This is a genomic window from Micromonospora sp. DSM 43699 (assembly GCF_055517075.1).
In genome coordinates this window covers 39623-61286 of sequence record NZ_JBTMMT010000025.1, presented here as the reverse complement: position 1 = coordinate 61286, position 21664 = coordinate 39623, and the positions used below count along the sequence as shown (strand labels likewise).

12 protein-coding genes are annotated in these 21664 nt (G+C 72.0%); 4 read left to right on the top strand and 8 right to left on the bottom strand.

The genetic code is table 11. The features are described from left to right. Positions 1–19: 19 nt before the first annotated feature. Entirely contained in the window at positions 20–1147 is a 1128-nt protein-coding gene (locus tag AC0AIB_RS14965) for a helix-turn-helix domain-containing protein (RefSeq protein WP_465096900.1), read from the top strand. On the opposite strand, the gene AC0AIB_RS14960 is transcribed toward AC0AIB_RS14965, so the two are convergent. Both AC0AIB_RS14960 and AC0AIB_RS14955 read right to left on the bottom strand, forming a co-directional pair. After that, on the bottom strand, positions 1093–3399 hold the full coding sequence (locus AC0AIB_RS14960; protein WP_465096899.1) for an ATP-binding protein: 2307 nt from the start codon (positions 3397–3399) through the stop codon (positions 1093–1095). The genes AC0AIB_RS14965 and AC0AIB_RS14960 overlap by 55 nt on opposite strands. Positions 3400–3801: 402 nt before the next feature. Further along, positions 3802–5274 (bottom strand): arabinofuranosidase catalytic domain-containing protein, encoded by a 1473-nt coding sequence (locus tag AC0AIB_RS14955; RefSeq protein ID WP_328346699.1) that lies wholly within the window; start codon positions 5272–5274, stop codon positions 3802–3804. A 338-nt stretch (positions 5275–5612) separates the two neighbouring features. Between AC0AIB_RS14955 and AC0AIB_RS14950 the strand changes: the two genes are divergently transcribed. After that, positions 5613–6626 (top strand): LacI family DNA-binding transcriptional regulator, encoded by a 1014-nt coding sequence (locus tag AC0AIB_RS14950; protein WP_328346698.1) that lies wholly within the window; start codon positions 5613–5615, stop codon positions 6624–6626. 59 nt (positions 6627–6685) lie between these two features. On the opposite strand, the gene AC0AIB_RS14945 is transcribed toward AC0AIB_RS14950, so the two are convergent. From AC0AIB_RS14945 to AC0AIB_RS14930, 4 genes are read right to left on the bottom strand one after another with little or no spacing between them, the layout of a single operon-like run. Then, a complete protein-coding gene (locus tag AC0AIB_RS14945) occupies positions 6686–8428 on the bottom strand; it encodes an amylo-alpha-1,6-glucosidase (RefSeq protein ID WP_465096898.1) in 1743 nt (580 codons plus the stop codon). A 31-nt stretch (positions 8429–8459) separates the two neighbouring features. Next, the gene (locus AC0AIB_RS14940; RefSeq protein WP_328346694.1) at positions 8460–9287 is read right to left on the bottom strand and encodes a carbohydrate ABC transporter permease; all 828 of its coding nucleotides are present in this window, start codon (positions 9285–9287) and stop codon (positions 8460–8462) included. Continuing rightward, on the bottom strand, positions 9284–10318 hold the full coding sequence (locus AC0AIB_RS14935) for a carbohydrate ABC transporter permease (RefSeq protein ID WP_465096897.1): 1035 nt from the start codon (positions 10316–10318) through the stop codon (positions 9284–9286). The genes AC0AIB_RS14940 and AC0AIB_RS14935 overlap by 4 nt, the downstream gene beginning before the upstream one ends. Before the next feature lie 18 nt (positions 10319–10336). After that, on the bottom strand, positions 10337–11560 hold the full coding sequence (locus AC0AIB_RS14930) for a sugar ABC transporter substrate-binding protein (RefSeq protein WP_465096896.1): 1224 nt from the start codon (positions 11558–11560) through the stop codon (positions 10337–10339). Between the two features lie 318 nt (positions 11561–11878). Between AC0AIB_RS14930 and AC0AIB_RS14925 the strand changes: the two genes are divergently transcribed. Both AC0AIB_RS14925 and AC0AIB_RS14920 read left to right on the top strand, forming a co-directional pair. Then, positions 11879–13711 carry an RICIN domain-containing protein gene (locus AC0AIB_RS14925; protein WP_328346688.1) on the top strand — a complete coding sequence of 611 codons (1833 nt, stop codon included), beginning with the start codon at positions 11879–11881 and terminating at the stop codon, positions 13709–13711. A 294-nt stretch (positions 13712–14005) separates the two neighbouring features. After that, positions 14006–15532: an arabinofuranosidase catalytic domain-containing protein gene (locus AC0AIB_RS14920; RefSeq protein WP_465096895.1), complete on the top strand. Its 1527-nt coding sequence runs from the start codon at positions 14006–14008 to the stop codon at positions 15530–15532. Positions 15533–15692: 160 nt separating this feature from the next. Here AC0AIB_RS14920 and recD2 read toward each other — a convergent pair whose 3' ends face one another. Together recD2 and AC0AIB_RS14910 are read right to left on the bottom strand one after the other, a co-directional pair. Then, the gene (gene recD2, locus AC0AIB_RS14915; protein WP_328346684.1) at positions 15693–17909 is read right to left on the bottom strand and encodes an SF1B family DNA helicase RecD2; all 2217 of its coding nucleotides are present in this window, start codon (positions 17907–17909) and stop codon (positions 15693–15695) included. A 112-nt stretch (positions 17910–18021) separates the two neighbouring features. Continuing rightward, positions 18022–21387 (bottom strand): reprolysin-like metallopeptidase, encoded by a 3366-nt coding sequence (locus AC0AIB_RS14910; protein WP_465096894.1) that lies wholly within the window; start codon positions 21385–21387, stop codon positions 18022–18024. Between the last annotated feature and the right edge of the window lie 277 nt (positions 21388–21664).

Sequence of the window (21664 nt, the reverse complement as noted above, 5' to 3'; positions counted from 1 at the left end):
GTCCTGGCGGGGGTACGGGGTGCGGGACAACACGCAGGAACAGCTCCACCGGCTTCGGTCACTGCGGATCGCCGCCGGGTTGACCATCGAGGAACTCGCCGTCCGTTCCGGGGTGAGCCCCCGCACGATCGGCGGGATCGAACGGCACACGATCCGCCGCCCGCACCACGGCACCCTGCGGGCGCTGGGCGCGGCGCTGGGCCTGGACGGGGTGGACGCCGGCCAGCTCCGCGCGGCCGGCGAACAGGTCGCCGGGGTCACCGGTCTACCCGGGGTGACCGCACACTTCACCGGCCGCCGCGACGACCTCGCCTGGCTGACCAGGCAGCTGCGACGCCGCCACGCGGTGCAGCTGCTCGGCCTGCCCGGCTCGGGTAAGACGGCGTTGGCCGTACAGGCCGCCACGGACCTCGCCGAACGGTTCCCCGACGGGGTGCGGTTCCTCGGGCCGGTCGCGGACGCCACCGCCGCGACGATCGCACGACGGTTGCTGCCGGCGTCCGAGCCGGCATCGCACGGGCCCGACCCGGTGGCCATCGGCGCGTACCGTGACCTGCTGCGCACCCGACGGGTCCTGGTGCTGCTGGACGACGTACGCGACGACCGCCAGGTCGGGCCGCTGCTGCCGCCGGACGCCCTCGGCGTCACCCTGATCACCGGCCGGCATCCGCTGACGCACCTGCCGGCGACCGATCGGCGGCTGGTGCCGCCGCTGCCGGCGGCCGACGCACGGGCCGCCCTCACCGCGATGGTGGACGGCATCGCGCCCGCGCCCTCGGTCGCCGCGCTGGCCGACGGCTGCGGCGGCCTGCCACTGGCGCTGCGGGTGACCGCGAACCGGCTGCTGACCCGGCCGCAGTGGAGCGCGCAGTGGCTGATCGACCGGTTGGCCAGGCCGGAGCTGGTCCTGGACGCGCTGGTGGCCGGTGACCTGTCGGTGCGCGACGCGTTCGAGCGGACGTACGCCGGGCTGCCGGCACGGGCCCGCCGCGCCGTCCGGCTGCTGACCCGGCCGGTCGGTGCCGTCCCCGTCGAGGCGGGCCTGCTCGACCTGGCCGAGCGGGGCTGGGTCACCGCCGGCGGTGAGCACCGCTACGAGCCGCACCCGCTGGTACGCGCCTTCGCCCGTGTCGCGCCCGGCACCTGACCCCCGCCCGGGCCAGGCTCCTCCCGGGTGAGGTCGACAAGCAGCGTCGCGGCCCGGCCGGCCAGGTCCGGATCGTCGCAGTCGTCGGCCAACTCGATCGCCCGCACCAGGTGCGCCGGGGCCTCCCGGGTCTCCCCCGTGCGCCGCAGCGCCTCGGCCAACTCCACCAACGCCACGGCCTCGATCGCCGGCATCGCGTTCGCGCGTAACCGCGCGACCGCCTCCCGCCGCAGGGCGACACACTCCGACCACCGGCCGAGGGCGGCGAGATCGTCGCCGATCCGCCGGCAGTTCAGCGCGTCGGTGGCGGCGCGGGCGAAGGCCGCGATGGGATAGCGCGGATCGCGGAGCAGGCGTCGCGTCCGCTCGTGCACCCGCAGCGCCTCGACAGGTCTACCGAGGGCGAGCAGCGATGAGCCGAGCGAGGCCATCGCCTGCGGCAGGCCCTCCCGGTCGGCCGCGCGGCGCAGCATCACCCAGGCCCGCTGCCGTTGCCTCAGCGCCGCCGCGTACTCGCCCAACCCGGTGTGGCCGCTGGCGGCGTAGAGCAACGCCCAGCCCTGCTGGGCCGGGTCGCCCGCGCGGACCGCCCGGTCCAGCGCCCGGGTGGCGGTGGCCACGCTGCCGGCGTATTCGCGCTGGCAGATCGCCTGCGCCCAGGAAAGGTAGTTGAGATGGACCGCCTCGGTGCGGGGGTCGTCCAGCCGGGCGGCGGACTCGGCGGACAACCGGAAGACCTCGGGCCAGAGGTCGAGGTGGACCCGGCTGTCGGAGAACCAGTGCAGCGCGTCGGCGGCCTCGACCACCGCTTCGTGCAGCCCTTCGGCGGCGGCCGACCGCAACGCGGCGAACCAGTTGCCCCGCTCGGCGTCGAGCCACGTCGTCGCCGCCGCGCGATCCCGGAACTCCGCAAGCGACGGCGGTCCGTCCGGTTCGAAGTGCCGCCCCGCAGCGATCGTACGCGCCAGCCACCAGCGCAGCGAGGACGTCCGCAACGGGCCGACCGCGTCCGGTTCCTCAGCGGTCATCCGGTCGACGGCGAAGTCGCGTACCAGGTCGTGCAGCCCGTACCGGTCCGTCGGCACGGCGGCCACCAGTCCGCTCTCGACCAGCGCCTCCAGCCGTCGCTCGGCCTGCTCGCCAGCGGCGTCGGTGGCCACGGCGACCGGGTCCGGACCGAAGTCCGGACCCGGCATCAGGGACAGCCGCCGGAAGGTCCGTCGCAGGTCGCCCCCGAGCCGCCGGTACGACAGGCTGAGCGCGGTGTGGATACCCGCGGCGCCGGCGTCGATGACCCGCAGGCGGGCCTGCTCCCCGGAGAACCGCCGGTTCAGCTCCCCCACCGACAGCCCCGGCTCCTCCGACAGCCGTTGCCCGGTGACCCGCAGCGCCAGTGGCATGTGGCCGCAGTGCCGGGCCAGTTCGTCCAGCGCGACCGGGTCGGTGGCGGCGTCGGAGCGGGCGATGGCCCGCAGCATGGCGGTGGAGTCCTCGGCCGGCAACGGCTCCACCGACAGCCACTGCGCGGTGTCGAGGCCGCTGAGCCGTCGCCGGCTGGTGAACACCACGAGACTGCGTCCTGCCCCGGGCAGCAACGGCCGGACCTGCGCCTCGTCGGCGGCGTTGTCCCACACCACCAGGGCCCGGCGTTCGTACAGCGCCGACCGGTACGCCGTCGCCCGCCCGTCGAGCCCGGCGGGAATCCGCCGTTCCGGCACGCCGAGCGCCCGCAGCAGCCGGTGCAGCGCCTCGCCGGGGGTGGTCGGGACGTCGTCCATGCCGCGCAGGTCGACGAAGAACCGGCCGTCGGGGAACTCCGTGGCCAGATCCGCCACGGCCCGCAGGGCGAGGCTGGTCTTGCCCACCCCGGCCGGTCCGGTGACGACGAGCGCGGTGGCCTGCTGCCGGTCACCCGACGGACGACGGGCGATGTCGCCCAGGGCCCGCAACTCCGCTGCCCGGCCGCTGAAATAGCGCGGCGGATCGGGGGGTTCCCCGCCCGCCGGCCGCACGGAGGCGGCCTCGACCAGGCGACGACGCTCGTCGTCCGGCACGGCGAGGGCGTCGAGCAGGACGGTCAGGGTACGCCGTTGCGGACGGCGGACCCGGTCGCGTTCGATGTCGCTGATCGCCCGGGCGCTGACCCCGCAGCGCTCGGCGAGCCCCTCGATTGACAGGCCCGCCGCCACACGGCACCCACGCAGGACGGCACCCAGCGTCGACCGTTCGGGTGCGCTCGGTATCGGCTTCACCGAGCACACCCTCACAGATCACCGCCCCAGATTCCAGGCATCGACGAGTGACGTACCGCATGGTCGGATCACCGACCGTTCAACCGCCAGGTCTGGTAGCCGCCGTAGTTGCACGCCCGGGCGTACGCGTCACCGCTGCCGTGGGTGTCCACGCAGATGTAACGGGTGTCGAAGCTCTCCTGTCACCGGTCCGGCCCCCGCTCGGGCCGCACCATCCATCTACGACGAGTAGAGCGGCAGGTGCCGGCGGTGAACACGCAGAACGACAGGCAAGAGCTGGCGGTGGCACGGGCCGGTCACCTGCGCCACGGATAGCGCGACGCGTGGTGCCGCCGCGCGACAACCGGCCGGGCCGGCCCCGTGTCCTGCCCGGGACCGGCCCGGCCGGTTGTCGCGGCCTGGTCAGCTACGCAGGCTCCACTGCTGGTTCTGTTGCCCGTTGCAGGACCAGAGGACGAGTTTGGTGCCGTTGGCCGTTGCCGCGTTGGTGGCATCGAGACAGAGTCCCGACTGCACACCGGTGACGGTGCCGTTGGCGTTGACGTTCCACTGTTGGTTGGCACCGGTGTGGCAGTCCCAGATGATGACCTGGGTGCCGTTGCTGGTGCCCTGGCCGTTGGCGTCGAGGCACTTGTTGCCCAGCACCTGGAGCTGCTTGCCGGCGGTGTAGGTCAAGCGCTGCGCGGTGCCACCGGTGCAGTCCCACAACTGGACCTGGGTGCCGTTGGTCGTGCTGCCGTTCGGCACGTCGACGCAGCGGCCCGACTGACCACCCACGACCTGGACGCCCTGCTGCGGCGTACCGCCACCGGCCGGGGCGTATCCGGCGGCGGCGATGTTGGCCTGCACGGCGTCCTCCGTGGCCGGCGACGGGTAGCCCGAGGTCAGCACCCCCTCGAAGAAGGTGCCGCGACCGGAGACGCTGTTGTCGCCGCCGATGCCGAGCAGGATCGCCCCCTCCTTCTTCATCGGGTGGTAACCGTTGGGACGCCGTCCGTCGAAATAGGTAGTCAGACCGCCCGACTGCGCATTCCCACCCCGGATCGCCCAGTGGTTCGGCTCACCCTTGACCATCGCGGTCACGAAACGGTGGTTGATCGACGCGATGTTGTTGTATCCCGCGTTCACCCCGGAGAACAGCCCCCACTCCAGATCGGCCATGACCCACGGGCCGGCGCCCGCCCCGTAGCCCCACTGCTTGTTGGCGCCGAAGTAGACCGTCTCCATGATGGCCGGGGCGTCGGCCTGGCCGTCGGTCTGCGCGTTGCCGTAGTCGAAGCAGCACCACTGGTTGTAGTGGGTGCCGTCGACGACGGCGTAGATGCCCTCTGGCTGGTCGCCGGTGGCGACGCCGTTGGTGTTGTTGTTGCGGTAACCGGTGCCGGGCGAGACGTAGACGCCGTACGCCTTCTGCCCGCCGACGGTGATCGGAGCCGCCTTCGCGTCCGCCAGGTTGTCCCAGCCGCCCGGCGCGGGGCCGGGCCAGTAGCCGGGAGGTGCCTGGGTGAGGCGGTTGTTGCGGCCGGACTGGTCGTAGAGGATCGTGATCACGCAACTCGTGTTCGCGCAGAAGGAATCCTGGGTGGCGGCGTTGACGACACCACCCGCGCTCAGCACCCCGACGTCCCGGGTGCCGTTGTCCGACGTCCGCCGGACCTGATAGAGCGGACCGTTGTACGCCCCGTACAGGGCACGGGTGGTGCTGTGCGCGGCCACGCACGGCGTACCACCCGAGGCGTAGATGTCACACGGGCCGGTGGTCGCGGCGCGCGCGCCCGGCGCATCCGACACCACGTAGCCGCCGCCGACGACAACGAGGGCGACCACGGTCGCCAGGGCGGCCGTCAACCGACTCGACCTTCTCTTCACATTCATCGAATCCTCTCCGGAACGGTGGGGGTGCGGTGGCGGCTGCTTCCGGTGCGGCGGTGTCCTACGTCCGAACGACCGGAGCAGGAGGCTGATCTGCCCATCGAGCCATGCTTCTGACATAACACGTCAGACCTTTTACATTAATTACTATCGATGCATAGCGCCACCCCTTCCCACCCGTCCACCCTCCTTCGACACCGCCGAAGGCCGGGCGCGGTGGATCGCCACGGAGGCGGCCGCAGAACAGTTCCTGGGCCGGTGCTGGAATTCCGGGACGGTTATGCTCCACGGGAAGCACGGCGCATTCCCGCGTCGGTGTCGGATTCGGTCTGAGGGCGGGCATGAACATCGGGGAGATCGCCCGGCGGGCCGGGGTGTCCCGCAGCACCGTGTCCTACGTGCTGAGCGGGAAGCGGACCGTGTCGGCGACGACCCGGCAGCGCATCCAGGCGGTCATCGACGAGTTGGGCTACCGCCCGAACGCGAGCGCCCGCGCACTCAAGGAGGGACGCACCCGCACCCTCGGGTTGGTGATCCCCCCGGCCAGCCAGCGCCTGACCGACATGCAGCTGGGCTTCGTCGCCAGCGTCGTCGAGGCGGCGGCCCGGCACGACCTGGACGTGCTGTTGTCCCCGTCCGGCGGCGACCACGACCGGTCGTTCGAGCGGATCGTCACCGGGCGTCGGGTCGACGGTGTGGTCGTGATGGAGATCCGGTTGACCGACGACCGGGTGACCCGGCTGGCCGCTGCGGGGCTGCCGTTCGTGACGATAGGCCGGACCGCCGACCCGCACGGGATGAGCTGGATCGACATCGACTACGCGGCGTTGATCTCCCGTTGCGTGCACCACCTGGCCGATCTGGGGCACCGTCAGGTGGCCCTGGTGAACCGGTCGGCCGAGTTGGTCGCCGCCGGCTACGGCCCGAGCCACCGTGCCCTCGCCGGCTTCCGGGCGGCGGTCACCGAGCGGGGCCTGACCGGTGTGGACGTCTGCTGCGGTGACGACACGACGTCGGGCGAGGCGTGTGTGGAGCACCTGCTGGCGACGCATCCGGAGATCACGGCGGTGGCCACCATCAACGAGGCGGCGCTGCCCGGCATGCAGCGCGCGTTGCACGGCGCCGGGCTGTCCGTGCCGGGCGACTTCTCCGTCACCGGAGTGGCCGCCCAACACTGGGCGGAGGACTTCCGTCCACCGCTGACCGCCGCGGACGTGCCGATGCGGGAGATGGGCGCCGAGGCGGTGTCGTTGCTGTTGGAGCTGATCGCCGCCCCTGCCGCCACGCCCCGGCACCGCCTGTACGCCCCACCCATCTCGTTGCGCTCCAGCACCGGCCCTGCCCGGTCCCGCTGACCCGGCCCGGTGCGGCGCGACTCCGGTCGCCCGGCCGGGTCCGGGGAGGCCGACGACACTCACCCCGCCCGGTCCGTCCGCGTGCTCCGGCTGCCCTCCGGTGACCCGCGGCGTTCCTGCTGGGCGGCGGCGAGGATGAGATAGCTGCTGGCGGTCCAGGTGTACGCCCGGTCGCGGAGCCCTGCGCCGGTCTCGGCGTCGAAGTTCTCCGCGAAACCGGACTTCTCACACAGGGCCAGGAAGCGTCGACTGATCTCGTCGGCGATCGTGGTGTGCCCGGCCCGGCGCAGGCCGTCCTCGACCAGCACCGTGGAGGGCGCCCAGATCGGGCCACGCCAGTAGCCGTCGGCGAGGTAGTCGGCCGAGTCCGTCGGCTCGGTGGCGAGCCCGTGCGTGGTCAGGTGGGCCTCGACGCCCCGGGCCAGGGTGGCGGCGACCGGGGTGGGCAGGTCGGCGCCGAGGGTGACCGGCATCAGGTCGAGCAGGCTGCGGCTGGCGCGTCGTCGCCCGGTGTGCGGGCTGCGGGCGGTGAAGCGTTCGCCGTCCCACAGGTCCCGCAGCAGGGCGGCGCGCACCCGGTCGGCCTCGGCGGTCCACCGGTCGGCGGGCTCGCCCAGCTCGGTGGCCAGGTCGGCCAGGCAGCGCAGTTGGCTGACCAGGAAGGCGGCGAGGTCGGCGGTCTCCAGCACCCGGCCGTGGTCGAAGGTGGTCGCGTTGTCCCAGCCGCTGTCGTTGCCGTGCTGGTAGTGGGGCAGGTCGTGGCCGGGGGCGCGGCGCGCGTCGAGCCAGAACCCGGTCCACCGGGCCAGCCGGTCGTACGTCTGGGCCAGCGCCGTCCGGTCCGGCGGGGTGGGCAGCCGGCGGCGCAGGTGACCCAGGGCCCAACCGTGGATGGGTGGTTTGACGTAGTTGTGCAGCACCTCCGAGTGGGTGACCGAGTCCGGGAGGGCGCCGGCGGGGTCCTGGTGGTCGAAGGGCAGTTGGAACTGGTGCCAGGCGAGTTCCGGCTCGCCGGCCGCCAGGGCGATCGCGTTGAAGCAGTGGTCCCAGCTCCACACCTTGTCCATCCAGTGCTTGGACATCAGCACGGCGGGTCGGGTGACGAAACCCGCAGGCTCGACGGTGGCCGACCAGAGCACGTACGCGGCCAGTTCGGCGGCGGGGGTGTCGACACCCCGCCACGGGGCGACCGCGTCGACGAACGCGGCGAACTCGGTGCTGCGGTCGCGGCACAGCTGGTCGAAGGTGCCGGACCGGACGTAGGGACGGCGGGCGGTGGCGTACTCCTCGATCGCGATCTCCCACGGCTGGTCGGCGGGGAGGTCCAGCCAGCGGTCGGCGGGGCCGAGCGCCTCCATCCCGTCGGTGCCGTGCAGCGCTCCGGACAGCACGGTGACCCGGTAGCGGCGGCCGGTCTCGTAGGAGGTGAACACGGCCGACCCGTCGACCGGGTCGCGGTAGAGGTAGGTGCCGCTGAACGGGGTGAGGGTTCCGGCGGCGGCGGCGATCCGCAGCCCGAGCCCCCGGCCGCGGAGGCGCAGGGTGTCCGGCCCCTGGTAGCCCGCCTCGATCCGGCCGTCGCCGCTGCGCCAGGTCAGCAGGGCGGGGGTGGCGACGACTATGGCATCGGCATCGGGGGTGAGGCGGAGCACCGGGTGCAGCCCGGTCTGGTGGGAGACCAGGTGCAGGTCGTCGGCGTACGTCTTCTCGGCCACCACCGGGGAGATGTTGAGCCAGGAACCGCGGTAGCTGAACGGGATGTCCTGGATGGAGAACTCCGGACCGGACGGTGCGACGGTCATGGGTGGCGGCGCCTTTCTGTGGTACGGATGGTCAGTCCTTGACGGCGCCGGCGGTGATCCCGGTCGAGACGTACCGCTGGGCCAGGACCAGCAGCACGGTGGCCGGGACGGAGGCGACGACGGCGGTGGCCATGATGGCGTTCCACTGTTGGTTGTTGTTGCCGATGTAGTGGTAGATGCCCAGGGTGATCGGCTGGTGTTCGCCGCCGCCGGCCAGCGTCGAGGCGAAGACGAAGTCCGACCAGGCCCAGAGGAACGCGAACAGCGACACCGTGACGATCGCGTTGCGGCTCACCGGCAGCACGACCGACCAGAAGGTGCGCAGCCGCCCGGCGCCGTCGACCACGGCGGCCTGGAGCAGCTCGTCGGGGATGCCGGCCATGAAGGCCGTGAAGATCAGCACCCCGAACGGCACCGCCAGGGTCGAGTCGGCCAGGATCAGGCCCGGCAGGGTGTTCAGGATGCCGAGTTCGAGATAGCCGGCGTAGAAGCCCATCGCCATGATGATGCCCGGGACCATCTGGGCGATCAGCAGCCCGAAGCTCAGCGCCGGGCCGCCGGGCGGCCGGAGCTTCGCCAGCGCGTAGCCGGCGGGGGCGGCCAACGCCACGGTCAGCGCCACCGTGCCGAGGCCGACCAGGAAGCTGGTGCCGAGGTACGGCAGCTGCTGGTCGAGCACCGCCCGGTAGCCCTCCCAGGTGCCGTCGACGGGGAACAGGTGCGGCGGGTCGGCCCGCATGTCCCGGTCCCGGGTGAACGACACGTTGATCATCCAGTAGACGGGGAAGAGCATCAGACCGGTCAGCACCAGGCCGACGCCGGTCTTCCACCAGCTGCGGGACGGGGCGGTGGTCGTCATGACTGCTGCCTCCGCTGAAGCCGCAGGTAGCCGAACCCGGCGAGCAGGGCCAGCACGATGAGCAGGTTGCCGACGGCCGCGCCGGGGCCGAACTCGGGTAGCAGGTTACCGAAGCCGAGCCGGTACGACCAGGTGGCGAGGGTGGTGGAGGAATCGGTCGGACCGCCCCTGGTCATGATCCAGATGAGGTCGAAGACCTTCAGCGTGTAGATCAGCCCGAGCAGCAGGGTGATCGCGGAGACCGGGCGCAGCAGCGGGAAGGTGATCGACCAGAACCGCTGCCAGCCCGTCGCCCCGTCGAGCGCGGACGCCTCGTACACCTCGGCCGGGATGGCCTGGAGGCCGCTGTGCAGCACCACCAGGTTGAAGGGGATGCCGATCCAGATGTTCGCGATGATCACCGAGACCAGCGACCAGCGGGGTGAGGTGAGCCAGTTGACCGGGTCGATCCCGACCAGGCCGAGTGCCGCGTTGACCAGCCCCGCGTCGCTGTTGAGCAGCCACGACCAGGTGGACGCCGAGACGATCAACGGGAGCAGCCAGGGCACCAGGATCACCGCCCGCAACGTCCGGGACAGCGGGAAGTGCCCGTGGAAGAAGAGCGCCAGGGCCATCCCGATGGCGAACTGGAGGGCCAGTGACGCCCCGGTGAAGATCAGGGTGTGCGTCAGCGCCGGGCCGAAGGTCGGGTCGGCCAGGACCGTCCGGTAGTTGTCCAGGCCCGCGAACGGCGCTCCGCCCTGCACGAACGACCGGACGGTGTACTCCCGCAGGCTCAACTCCAGGTTCCGGTAGAGCGGGTACGCGTAACAGACGACCAGGTAGCCGGTCACCGGGGCCAGGAACGCCCAGGCCGACCACCGCCCCACCCGGGACGCGGGGTACCCGGGCGGGACGGCGGCGGCCAGCCCACGACGGCCCCGCCCGGCGGTGGCGGCGGCTGTCGTGGCGGTCGGTGGCGGGATGTCAGCTGTCCCAGTGGTCGGTGGCGTGGCGGTCGGTGGCCCGGCGGCGGGTCTCGGGGTGGTCATGATGCCGGTGCGGGGCGGTCAGCCGGCGGTACGCTGCGCGGCTGCCAGCGCCTCCTGCGGTGTCTTCGCTCCGCTGAGCGCCCCCTGCACCCCGGTCCACAGGGACTCGGAGATCTTCGGATATCTGGTGCCGAGGTTGTCACCGGTGCGTCCCTTGGCGGCCCGGACCGCCTCCACCCAGACCTTGAGCTTGGGGTCCGCCGCAGCCTGCCGCTCCTGCACCGCGGTGACGGGCGCGACGTAGGAGAGCGTGGTGTCGGTGGCAAGGAGATTGTCGGCGCTGGTCAGGCAGGTGACGAGCCGCTGGGACGTCGGATACCTGTCGGTCCTGCGCTGCACCGGGATGGAGACGAACTCACCGCCGGTGGGGGCGGGCGCCGGGCCACCCGCGCGGGCCGGGATCGCGATGATGCCGTACCCGAAGCCGAGTTTCTCCGCGTTGGCCAGTTGCCAGGTGCCGTTCTCGGCGAACGCGTAGTCGCCGGTGGCGAACTCCTGCCAGCTCGTGGTCTGGGTGTTGTTGATGACGGAGTTCGGGGCGTACCCCTGCTTGAGCCAGTCGGTCCACAGCGTCAACGCGGACACCGCCTGCGGGGAGTCCAGACCGGTCAGTTGGGCGCCGGAGCCCCAGAACCAGGGCAGGAACTGGAAGCTGCCCTCCTCGGTGCCGATCGCGGAGAAGGTGATGCCCTTCCTGCCCTTGGCCTTCACCTTGGTCAACGCGTCGTCCAGCGTGGCCCAGTCGGTGATGGTGGCGGGATCGACGCCCGCGGTGGCCAGCACCTTCTTGTTGTAGTAGAGGGCGAGGGTGTTCGCCCCGATCGGCACCCCGTACGTCCTGCCCTCGCGCTGACCGGCGCCGAGCAGGTTCGCCGCCATGGTCGACACGTCCAGCTTGTTCTCGTCGGTGGTGGTGAGCGCGCCGGCCTCGGCCAGCGTCGAGATCACCGGGTTGTCCACGATCAGCACGTCCGGCGAGTTGCCCTGTTGGGCGGCGAGCAGGGCCTTGTTGGTCAGGTCGGTGGTGTCGTAGCCGGTCCGGTCGACGGTCACCCCTGCCGACTCGCCGCACTTCTTCAGCAGCGCGACCCAGGCGGAGTCCTCGGCGAACTGGGGGTACGGGTCCCAGACCAGGTAGCTGCCGCCGCCCGAGGGCTCGTCGGCGGACGAGCAGGCGCTCCCGGCCAACGCGACGAGTGCGACGGCGGCGGCCAGACACCGCCGACGGCTGGTTGCGGTCATGTGCTGCCTCGCTTCGCAGGGAACGTGTCTCGCGGGGAACGTCAGGTGGCGGGTATGCGGGGTGGCCGGTGCGCGGGTGAGGCGCGGTCCGATCATGCCGCGAATCGGTTCGACGAATCGGTTCGAACGAAGATAGGTCCGTCCACACGCGCGGGTCAAGGGGGAGCCGCCAGGAAGGGGATCAGCGGCGGAAACATCGGCGTCACCGGAGTGTCATTTCATTGACATTCTTCAGTACGCGACTCTACGATCCCTGCGAATCGATTCGCAAGCGAAGTCCTCCGGAGAGCGTCCCCGCGCCCCACCAAGGAGCCGCCCGTGAAAACCCCGTCCCGCAGCCGGCCCGGACGAGCCCGGGTGATCGTCACCCGACTCGCCGTCGGCCTGCTCGCCGTCGCCGCGACCGCCGTCGCCGCCACCCCGGCCCAGGCCGCCGACGAGTCGATCACCGTCAACTTCTCAAGCACCACCGGCACGCCGACCTACCGTGCCTCCGGCTGGATCTACGGCATGACCGAGAACGCCAGCGGCCCGGCCGACCACTTCTACCGGGACGTCAAGTTCCAGTACATGCGCGCCGGCGGCGCGCAACTGCCCGGCAGCGGCTGGGTCGGCGGAAACTACGACAGGCGGTGGAACTCCACCCTCGCCCAGGCCCGGCGGACCGCCGCCCTCGGTGGTCAGTTCATCATCCTGCCGCACGACCTGTGGGGTGCCGACGGTGCGGGCATCTCCCGCTTCCCCGGCGACAACGGCAACTGGACCGACTACGACAACTTCCTGACCCGCCTCATCGGCGACGTCCGGGCGGCCGGGCTGACCGTGCAGTGGGACATCTGGAACGAACCCAACATCACCATCTTCTGGAACCGCCCGATCTCCCAGTACCTCGAACTGTGGCGGCGCACCTACCAGCGCCTGCGCGCGGAGTTCCCCAACCAGCTCATCGTCGGGCCGAGCTGCGCCTGCGTACCGTCGACCAACCACGCGTTCTGGAACCAGTACCTGGACTTCGTCCGCTCGACCAACACGGTGCCGGACATCGTCAGCTGGCACTCGCTGCCGGGTGACCCGGTCGCCAACGTCGCCGCCGCCAACGCCACCCTCGACCCGCGTGGCATCGCCCACCCCCGGCCCTACCAGATCAACGAGTACGGCGCGTCCAACGAGCAGAACCCGGCGGACGGTGCCTGGTACATCGCGCGGTTGGAGCGGGCCCGCGCGGACGGCCTCCGGGCGAACTGGGCCGGCGGCGGCAACCTGCACAACGACCTGGGCAACCTGCTGGTACGCAACTCGGCCGGCCAGCACCAGCCCAAGGGCGAGTGGTGGGTCTACCGCTACTACGCCTCACAGACCGGGCAGATCGCCGCGGTGACCGCCAGCCAGTCCTACGACGCCTACGCCACCAAGGCCAGCGGGGTGGCGAAGGTCCTGGTCGGTGGCGGCCGGACCACCGGCAACCTGACCGTCAACCTGCAGCGGCTGGACACCACCAGCGGCATCGTACAGAACAACCAGGTGCGGGTGCTCACCCAGCGCATCCCGTACAACAACGGCGGTGCGGTGCAGGGGCCGGTGACGGTGTCGAACACCGTGGTCACCGTGGCCAACAACAACGCCTCGGTGACCCTGCCGTACGGCAACCAGGACGACACCTACACGGTCACCCTGCTGCCGCCCTCGGATGCCGGCTTCCAGTCGGTGGCGGTGGCCCAGCACTCGCAGCAGTGCCTGGACAACACCGGCCTGGGCACCGCCGACGGCAACGCCCAGCAGCAGTTCTACTGCGAGGGTGGGGACCAGCAGCAGTGGAACTTCCGCCCGGTCGACGGGGTGGCCAACACGTACACCGTGGTCAACCAGCAGAGCGGCAAGTGCCTCGACGTCAGCGGGGCGTCCACCGCCGACGGCGCGGCCGTGCAGCAGTGGACCTGTCAGAACGGCCTCAGCCAGCAGTTCACCCTCCGCCGGGTGACCTACGGGGGCAACGACTCCCACGACTACCAGTTGGTCGCCCGGCACAGCAACAAGTGTCTCGACGTCAACGGGGTCTCCACCGCCGCCCAGGCGCGGATCCTGCAGTGGACCTGCAAGCCGGTCGGCCAGAGCAGCCCGCTGAACCAGACGTGGCGGCTCTGGGGCCGGTAGGACCGCGGGCCGGGTGCCGGGCGGCCGGCGCCCGGCCCCGCGCCGGCCGCCCGGGTGACGAAAGACCCCGGACGAACGACCTCAGTCATTGATTGCTGTCACTCTTTCGGTAATCCTTGGGGAGTTCCGAACCGATTCGCCACCACCACGACCACCGCCACCACCCGTGGGCGGGCCCGCCCGGCCCGTGCCGCCGACGAACCAAGGAGCCGCCTCGTGCGCACCCCGTCCCCCAGCGGACCAGGCCAGGTCCGAGATCCCCTCCCGCGACGCCGCCGTCTCCACCGGCTCACCATGCTGGTCGGTGCGTTGGCCGGCGTCCTCGTCGTCGCCGGGGCCACCCCCGGCATCACCTCGCCGGTCGCCGAGGCCGCCGCCGCGCCGGCGCTGGCCGCCATCGAACCGGGGCAGAGCACCCGGATCGTCGGCACCGCCTCCGGCCGCTGCCTCGAGGTCCCCAACTCCAGCACCACCAACGGCACCCAGGCGCAGCTGTGGGACTGCCAGGGTGGTGCCAACCAGACCTGGACCTGGACGGCCAACCGGCAGCTCACCGTCTACGGCAACAAGTGCCTGGACGCCTCCGGCCGGGGCACCACCGCCGGCACGGCGGCGATCATCTGGGACTGCAACGGCCAGACCAACCAGCAGTGGAACGTCAACGCCAACGGCAGCATCGTCGGTGTGCAGTCCGGCCTGTGCCTGGACGCCAACGGCAACGGCACCGCGAACGGCACCAAGATCCTGCTGTGGACCTGCAACGGTCAGACCAACCAGCAGTGGACCTCGCCGACGACCACTCCCCCGCCGACCACGCCGCCGGGCACCCCGCCGCCGACCACGCCCCCGCCGAGCGGTTCCCTGCCGTGCGACATCTACGCCGCCGGTGGCACCCCGTGCGTGGCCGCGCACAGCACCACCCGGGCGCTCTACGCGTCGTACGCCGGCAACCTTTACCAGGTGCGGCGCTCCTCGGACAACACCACCCGCAACATCGGGCTGACCGGCACCGGCGGCACCGCCAACGCGGCGACCCAGGACTCGTTCTGCACCGGCACCACCTGCGTGGTCACGGTCGTGTTCGACCAGTCCGGTCGCGGCAACGACCTGTGGTACCAGGGGTCCAGCGTGGTTCCCGGCTCACCGCAGAGCAAGCCGGCGGTCGCGACCTCGGAGTCGCTGACGGTGGGCGGCGCCAAGGCGTACTCGCTCTACATCAATCCCGGCAACAGCTACTGGCGCGACGGTCACCTGACCGGGGTGCCGACCGGCGCCGCCCCCGAGGGCATGTACATGGTCACCAGCGGCACCCACGTCAACAGCGGCTGCTGCTTCGACTACGGCAACAGCGAGACCACCCGCAAGGCCGACGCCGCCGGGGCGATGGATGCCCTCAACTTCGGCAAGCAGTGCTGGTTCGGTGGCTGCTCCGGCACCGGCCCGTGGGTGCAGGCGGACCTGGAGTGGGGCCTGTTCCCCGGCGGCAGCAGCTCCTGGAACCCCAACCAGCGGGCGTTCACCAGCAAGTTCGTCACCGCCACCCTGAAGAACAACGGCACCTCGCGCTTCGCCATCAAGGGCAGCAACGCCCAGTCCGGCAGCCTCTACACCCTCTACGACGGCTCACTGCCGCCCGGGTACAGCCCGATGAAGAAGCAGGGCGCGATCATCCTGGGCAGCGGCGGGGACTGCTGCAAGCCCGACGGCGGCGCGAACCTCAGCGCCGGCACCTTCTACGAAGGGGCGATGGTCGCCGGCTACCCGTCGGACGCGACCGAGAACGCGGTCCAGGCGAACATCACCGCCGCCGGCTACCGCTGACCCCGGTGCCGACCACCTGACCGGATCGTCGCGCCGGACCCCGCCCGGGGCGGGTGACGGCCGCGACAGCCGGCTGTCGGTGCGGGCGGCGGGGTGCGGAACCACCGCAGGGGTGTCCCGCACCCCGGCGGGCCCCACCGCGACCGGCGGGCCACACCCGCTATCCGGCCGATCCGCCGAGGCGGTGGTCCAGGGCGGTGTGGCGGCGGCCGGCGCCGACGGTGCGGACGGCGGCGGCCAGCGCGCGGCGGGAGCCGACTATCACGACGAGCTGTCGGGCCCGGGTGACGGCGGTGTAGAGCAGGTTACGTTGCAACATCATCCAGGCGCTGGTGGTCAGCGGGATGACGACGGCGGGATACTCCGAGCCCTGGGAGCGGTGGATTGTCATCGCGTACGCGTGGGCGAGTTCGTCGAGCTCGTCGAACTCGTAGTCGAGGTGCTCGTCCTCGTCGGTGCGTACGGTGAGGGTCTGCTCCTCGGGGGTGAGCGCGGTGACGATGCCGAGGGTGCCGTTGAAGACACCGGCCTGGCCCTTGTCGTAGTTGTTGCGGATCTGGGTGACCTTGTCGCCGATCCGGAAGACCCGCCCGCCCATCCGCCGCTCGGGTTGACCCTCGCGGTGCGGGGTGAGGCGCTGTTGCAGCAGGGTGTTGAGGGCGGCGGCACCTGCCGGCCCCCGGTGCATCGGGGCGAGGACCTGCACGTCCCGGCGCGGGTCGAGGCCGAACCGGGCGGGGATCCGGGTGCAGGCGACGTCCACGGTCAGCGCGGCGGTCGCCTCGGTGTCGTCGCAGGCGAACAGGAAGAAGTCCGGCAGCCCGTCGAGCAGGGGTGGGCGGCCGGCGTTGATCCGGTGGGCGTTGGTGATCACCCCCGACTGGGCGGCCTGCCGGAAGACCCGGGTCAACCGCACCCGGGGGATGGCGGACGCGGTGAGCAGGTCGCGGAGCACCTCCCCCGCGCCGACACTGGGCAACTGGTCCACGTCGCCGACCAGCAGCAGGTGCGCCCCGGGCGGCACCGCCTTGACCAGCTTGTTGGCCAGGATGAGATCGAGCATGGACGCCTCGTCGACGACGAGCAGGTCGACGTCGAGGGGGTTGTCCCGGTCGTGGGCGGCCTCCCCGCCGGGGCGCAGTTGCAGCAGCCGGTGCACGGTGGCGGCGGGGTGCCCGGTCAGCTCGGACAGGCGTTTCGCGGCCCGGCCGGTCGGGGCGACCAGGGTGACCTTCGCCTTCTTGGCGGCGGCGAGTTCGACGATGGAGCGGACGGTGAAGCTCTTGCCGCAGCCGGGCCCGCCGGTCAGCACCGCCACCTTCGAGGTCAGCGCCAGCCGGACGGCATGCTCCTGCTCGGGGGCGAGGTCGTTGCCGGTGCGCGAGCGCAGCCAGGCCAGCGCCCGGGGCCAGTCGACGTCGGTGAAGTGGGGCAACCGGTCGGCCCGGTCGTGCAGCAGCCGCAGCAGGGTGGCGGCGAGGGACTGCTCGGCCCGGTGGAACGGCACCAGGTACACCGCCGGCACCGGATCGCCGTCGCCGCCGGGCAGGAACTCCTGGACCACACCCTCCTCGCCGATCAGGTCGTCCAGGCAGCGGGTGACAAGGTCACCGGGCACGTCGAGGATCTTCGTGGCGTCGGCGACGAGCGCGGGGGCGGGCAGGTAGCAGTGGCCCGAGTCGGTGGCCTCGGACAGGGTGTACCGCAGGCCGGCCATCACCCGCTGCGGGCTGTCGTGCGGGATGCCGACCGCCTGGGCGATGGTGTCGGCGGTCTTGAACCCGATCCCCCACACGTCGGCCGCCAGCCGGTACGGCTCCTTCGTCACCACCTCGATCGACGCGTCGGCGTACTGCTTGAAGATCCGTACCGCAAGCGACGTCGACACCCCGACCCCCTGGAGGAAGACCATCACCTCCTTGATCGCCTTCTGCTCCTCCCACGCCGCAGTGATCTTCGCGGTGCGTTTCGGCCCCAGCCCGGCGACCTCCACCAGCCGGGCCGGTTCCTCCTCGATGACCCGCAGGGTGTCCAGGCCGAAGTGCGCCACGATCCGCTCGGCGAACACCGGCCCGATGCCCTTGACCAGGCCGGAACCGAGATAGCGTCGGATGCCCTGGATGGTCGCCGGCAGCACCGTGGTGTAGGAGTCCACCTCGAACTGCCGGCCGTACTTCGGATGTGACGACCAGCGCCCCGACAGCCGCAGGCTCTCGCCGGGTTGCGCGCCCAGCAGCGCGCCGACCACCGTCAGCAGGTCGGTCCCCCGGTCGGTGGCGACCCGGGCGACGGTGTAGCCGGTCTCCTCGTTGACGTAGGTCAGCCGTTCGAGGACCGCGTCCAGGGTGGCGAGCGGTGGGCGGGCGGGGGCGGTCACCCCCTCATCGTGCCGGGCGCCCGCCGCGCCCCACCCACCGCCCGGCGCGAAGCCGGACGTCCTCCCCCGCCGGGTGGGCGGAGGAGGACGTCGGGTGTCGCGGTCGGCCTGGTCAGCCGATGGTGAGGTTGCCGCCGGAGGCGGTCAGGGTGCCCTCCCGGGTCGACGCGCCGGTCCAGTCGGACGAGAAGAGCAACCGGTCGCCGTCCCAGACGGTGATGCCGATCCCGTCCCGCCGGCCCGGCTCGCCCCGGTCGGTGGCGGTCACCCGCATGGTCAGCCCGGTCGCCACCGCGACCGGGTCCTGCGCGGTGGAGATGTCGTAGAGGGTGACCTGGTAGCGCAGGTCGGCGACCGGTTCCCCGGCCCCCGTGGCGACGCCGAACGACTCCAGCGCCGTGCTCTGGAACTTGTACCGCTTGCCTGCCGACTGGTAGCCGACCTTCGCGCTGCCGACCAGCTTCTTGCCGTTGTTGATCCGGCCGTCCAGGGTCACCTCGATGCGCCGGTCATCGTCGAGCGGGTAACCACCGGCGGTGGCCCCGCCCCTGAGGTAGCCCGAGCCGGCGACCGACCGGCCGTACCCGCCGGCCACCGTGACGGTGGCCGGCGCACTGCCGGTGTACGCCCCCGACAGCGTGGCGGTGACCGGGTGCGCGCCGTGCGGCAGCACGGCGCGGCAACTGGCCGAGCCGTCGTCCGCCGCCGCGCCGAACGGCGTCGCGACCGCCGAGCAGAGGGTCTCGCCGCCCTCGCTGAAGGTCACCGTGGCGTTGCGGACGTCACCGCCGCCACCAAGGACGGTGGCCCGCAGCAGCACGCCGGTCGAGTCGGCGTCGTCCACCGGGGAGGCCAGGGCGTCACCGGTGTAGGTGACCGTCGCCGCCCGGACCCGGGTGACGGTGAGATCGGCGTCGCTCAGGTCGAAGAAGACGTTGCCGACCGCCTCGATCTTCAGCCGGCCCCGGGCGGTGTCCACGTTCGGCAACGTCACCGTCGCCGCGCCGGTGTTCGGGGTGCGCTCGGCCAGCACGTGCGGGAAGGTGGCCCCGCCGTCGACGGAGAGCGAGATCCGCACCTCGCCCACGCTGATCGGGGCGGCGTCCGTGCCGGCCACGTCCCAGGTGACCGGCACGGTGCCGCCGCCCAGGTACGCCGTCGACGTCGCCTGCGAGGTGACCAGGAACGGTCCGGCCGCCGGGGCGACCGTCAGCGCCACGTCGGCGCTGCCGATACCGCCGCCACCGGGGTGGCCGTCCCGTCCGGTGAGCCGGAAGTGCAGGGTCCGGTCGTTGCCGACGCCGACCCAGTCGCCGGTGGGCAGGAACTCCGAGTAGCAGTCCACCGTCGTGGCCGGCACGTTGCTCGCCCCGCCGGTGGCCGGCGGGGCCGGTGCGGCAGGGCAGCCGCCGGTGGCCGCGTTGGTGTTGTTCGCCGCGATCTGGGCCAGGTTCGGGAAGTGCCGGGTCGGGTCGGTGGTCACCGCGTTCTGCCCCGGCGAGTGGTACTCCAGCGCGTCGGTCGGGCTGACCACCGCCGCCTCGCCGAACTGCCGGAACAGCGGCCCGTTGGTCTTGGTGTTGTTGACAAGCGCGGTGCCGGTGGCGCCACCCCTGTCGTTCTGCTCCCACAGGTAGCGCACGGTGTCGCCGTCGGCGTCGGTCGCGCCACCGGTCAGCGCGAACGGGGTCCGCGCCGGAATGGTGTACGCCGATGCCGGCACGGTGACCACCGGGGCCCGGTTGCCGGTCTGCTCGGTCCGGAAGCCGCCGTTGCCCGCCGCACCGCCCCGGGCGGTCTCACCGACGAAGCCGGTCGTCCCCACCGTGTTGGTCAGCCCGAGCGACGGCACGTCGACCCCGGCCAGCGGTCCCCCGTTGAAGGTGACCTGGAAGCCGGTGTCGTTCGGGGCGCCGAGCCCGCCGAAGGCCGTCACGGTGACGGTGGCCCCGGCCGGCCAGCCGGCGATCGCCTCGATGGCCGCCTTGATCCCGGCCGCGGTGTAGTTGCCGCCGCGCACGACAGGTGCGGAGGACTGCCCGGCGTAGCTGACGGTGAACGAGTCACCGTCGGTGTCGAAGTCGGACAGCGAGCCGGTCTGCACCTCGTTGAGCGCCGCCCGGGTGCCGGTGACGAAGGTGCTGATCTCGGTGTAGCTGCGCTGTGACCAGTACGGGTCGCTGTGCGGCTGGAGGTTGTCCTGCTGGCAGATGCCCGCGTACGCCATGATCGACGATCCGCTGCCCGGCTCGTACGAGTTGGCGGGGCTGCGGTTGCTGCCGGAGCAGTTGTACTGGGTGCCGTTGAAGGTGTGGTTGCCGGCGAACTGGTGGCCGATCTCGTGCGCCACGTAGTCGACCGCGTAGAAGTCGCCGACCGGGGTCGGTAGGCCGGTGCAGCCCCGGGCCTTGCCGTCCAGCCCGACCACGCCGAGACCGGCCACCCCGCCGCCGGGCAGGCCCAGACCGATGTGCCCGACGTCGTAGTTGCTCGCGCCGATCAGCTGACCGAGCACGATCCGGTTGCGGTTGAGCAGCGAACTGGTGCACGAGGAGATCTGCGTCGGGGTGTAGCAGGCCGCCGCGCCACACGGTCCGTTCGGCTCGGTGGCCAGGGCGGCGGTGTTCAGGTTGGTCCTGTCGGTGCCGTCGACAAGCACCAACCGGATCGCCGTCTCGTCCTCGTAGATCTGGGTGACCCGGTTGACCAGGGTCACCTTGGCTGCGGTGACGTTCTCCGCGCCGAAGAAGGTGGCGTACGAGGGATCGGTGACCAGCGCCAGCCGGTAGGTGCGCAGGGTGACCGGTGTGCCTGCCGGTTCGTCAGCGGTAACCTCCGGCGTCAGCGCCTCGGCCGCCGCCGCGACGTCCTCCCGCTCGACCAGGGCCGGGTCGGTGTCGAGCAGGTCCCGGGCGAAGTAGCTGGCGTAGACGCTCTGGTCACCGTGGTAGTAAGGGTCGAGGTACCAGTGTCCCCCGGCCGACCGGATCGAGGCGTGGAAGCCCAGCGGGGTCAGGTCGGCCCGGATGGTCGCGGTCGGGTCGTCCAGGCCCCGGCCGACGTACGTGCTGATCTCGGGGTGCCGGGCGGCGAGCCCCGGCTCCATCACCGGCGAGTCGACCAGGGCGAACCGCTGGAACCGCCCGGTCGGGGTGGGCAGCACGACGGTCAGCGCCGGCTGCCCCCGCCGGGCCGCGCCGGCCCGCTCGGCCGGCACGTCGGCCAGGGTGTCCGCCAGCACCGCCCGGTCCAGGGTGTACGCGGTGAATCGCGCGGCGCGGATGTCGGGTATTCGCCCGTCGCGGGCGTTCGTCGACGTCTCGCCGGGCAGCTGCCGCCACGGGCCGGGGTCGGCCGGCGCGGCGACCGCCGCAGCGCCGCCGATCAACGGCAGCGCGGTGGCGACCAGCACGGCGGCGAGCAGCCCGGCCAGCCGCCGACGGCCGGGGCCAGCGGGATCAGGGGGTGGAACCGTCATCGAGAAGGCCTCACTTCACCAGGTCGGGGAACGGGCCGGATGGCGTGGCGTTCGTGGGCCACGCCGGGCTGTCCCGGGAAGCACACGCTATGTCGGGTCCCCTGTCGACAGACATCAGCCGTAAAGTCGACGCGACCGCGGAGCCCGGCGGTGTACGCGGTCCTCGGTGGAGCCCGGTGCGGTGGGCAGGGAACACTGAGGACCGGTGCCGGCGTAGGCGGACCCCCGCCGACCGTGGCAGGGCGCGACCGGCTCGCCGACCTGGGCACGGCCGGGA

What these genes read in the sequence shown, in the direction of transcription:
- AC0AIB_RS14945 (WP_465096898.1), bottom strand. Translation starts at nt 8,428, where the DNA reads ATGACCGTCGCACCGTCCGGTCCGGAGTTCTCCATCCAGGACATCCCG.
- AC0AIB_RS14955 (WP_328346699.1), bottom strand. Translation starts at nt 5,274, where the DNA reads ATGAATGTGAAGAGAAGGTCGAGTCGGTTGACGGCCGCCCTGGCGACC.
- AC0AIB_RS14910 (WP_465096894.1), bottom strand. Translation starts at nt 21,387, where the DNA reads ATGACGGTTCCACCCCCTGATCCCGCTGGCCCCGGCCGTCGGCGGCTG.
- AC0AIB_RS14940 (WP_328346694.1), bottom strand. Translation starts at nt 9,287, where the DNA reads ATGACGACCACCGCCCCGTCCCGCAGCTGGTGGAAGACCGGCGTCGGC.
- AC0AIB_RS14950 (WP_328346698.1), top strand. Translation starts at nt 5,613, where the DNA reads ATGAACATCGGGGAGATCGCCCGGCGGGCCGGGGTGTCCCGCAGCACC.
- AC0AIB_RS14935 (WP_465096897.1), bottom strand. Translation starts at nt 10,318, where the DNA reads ATGACCACCCCGAGACCCGCCGCCGGGCCACCGACCGCCACGCCACCG.
- AC0AIB_RS14930 (WP_465096896.1), bottom strand. Translation starts at nt 11,560, where the DNA reads ATGACCGCAACCAGCCGTCGGCGGTGTCTGGCCGCCGCCGTCGCACTC.
- AC0AIB_RS14920 (WP_465096895.1), top strand. Translation starts at nt 14,006, where the DNA reads ATGCTGGTCGGTGCGTTGGCCGGCGTCCTCGTCGTCGCCGGGGCCACC.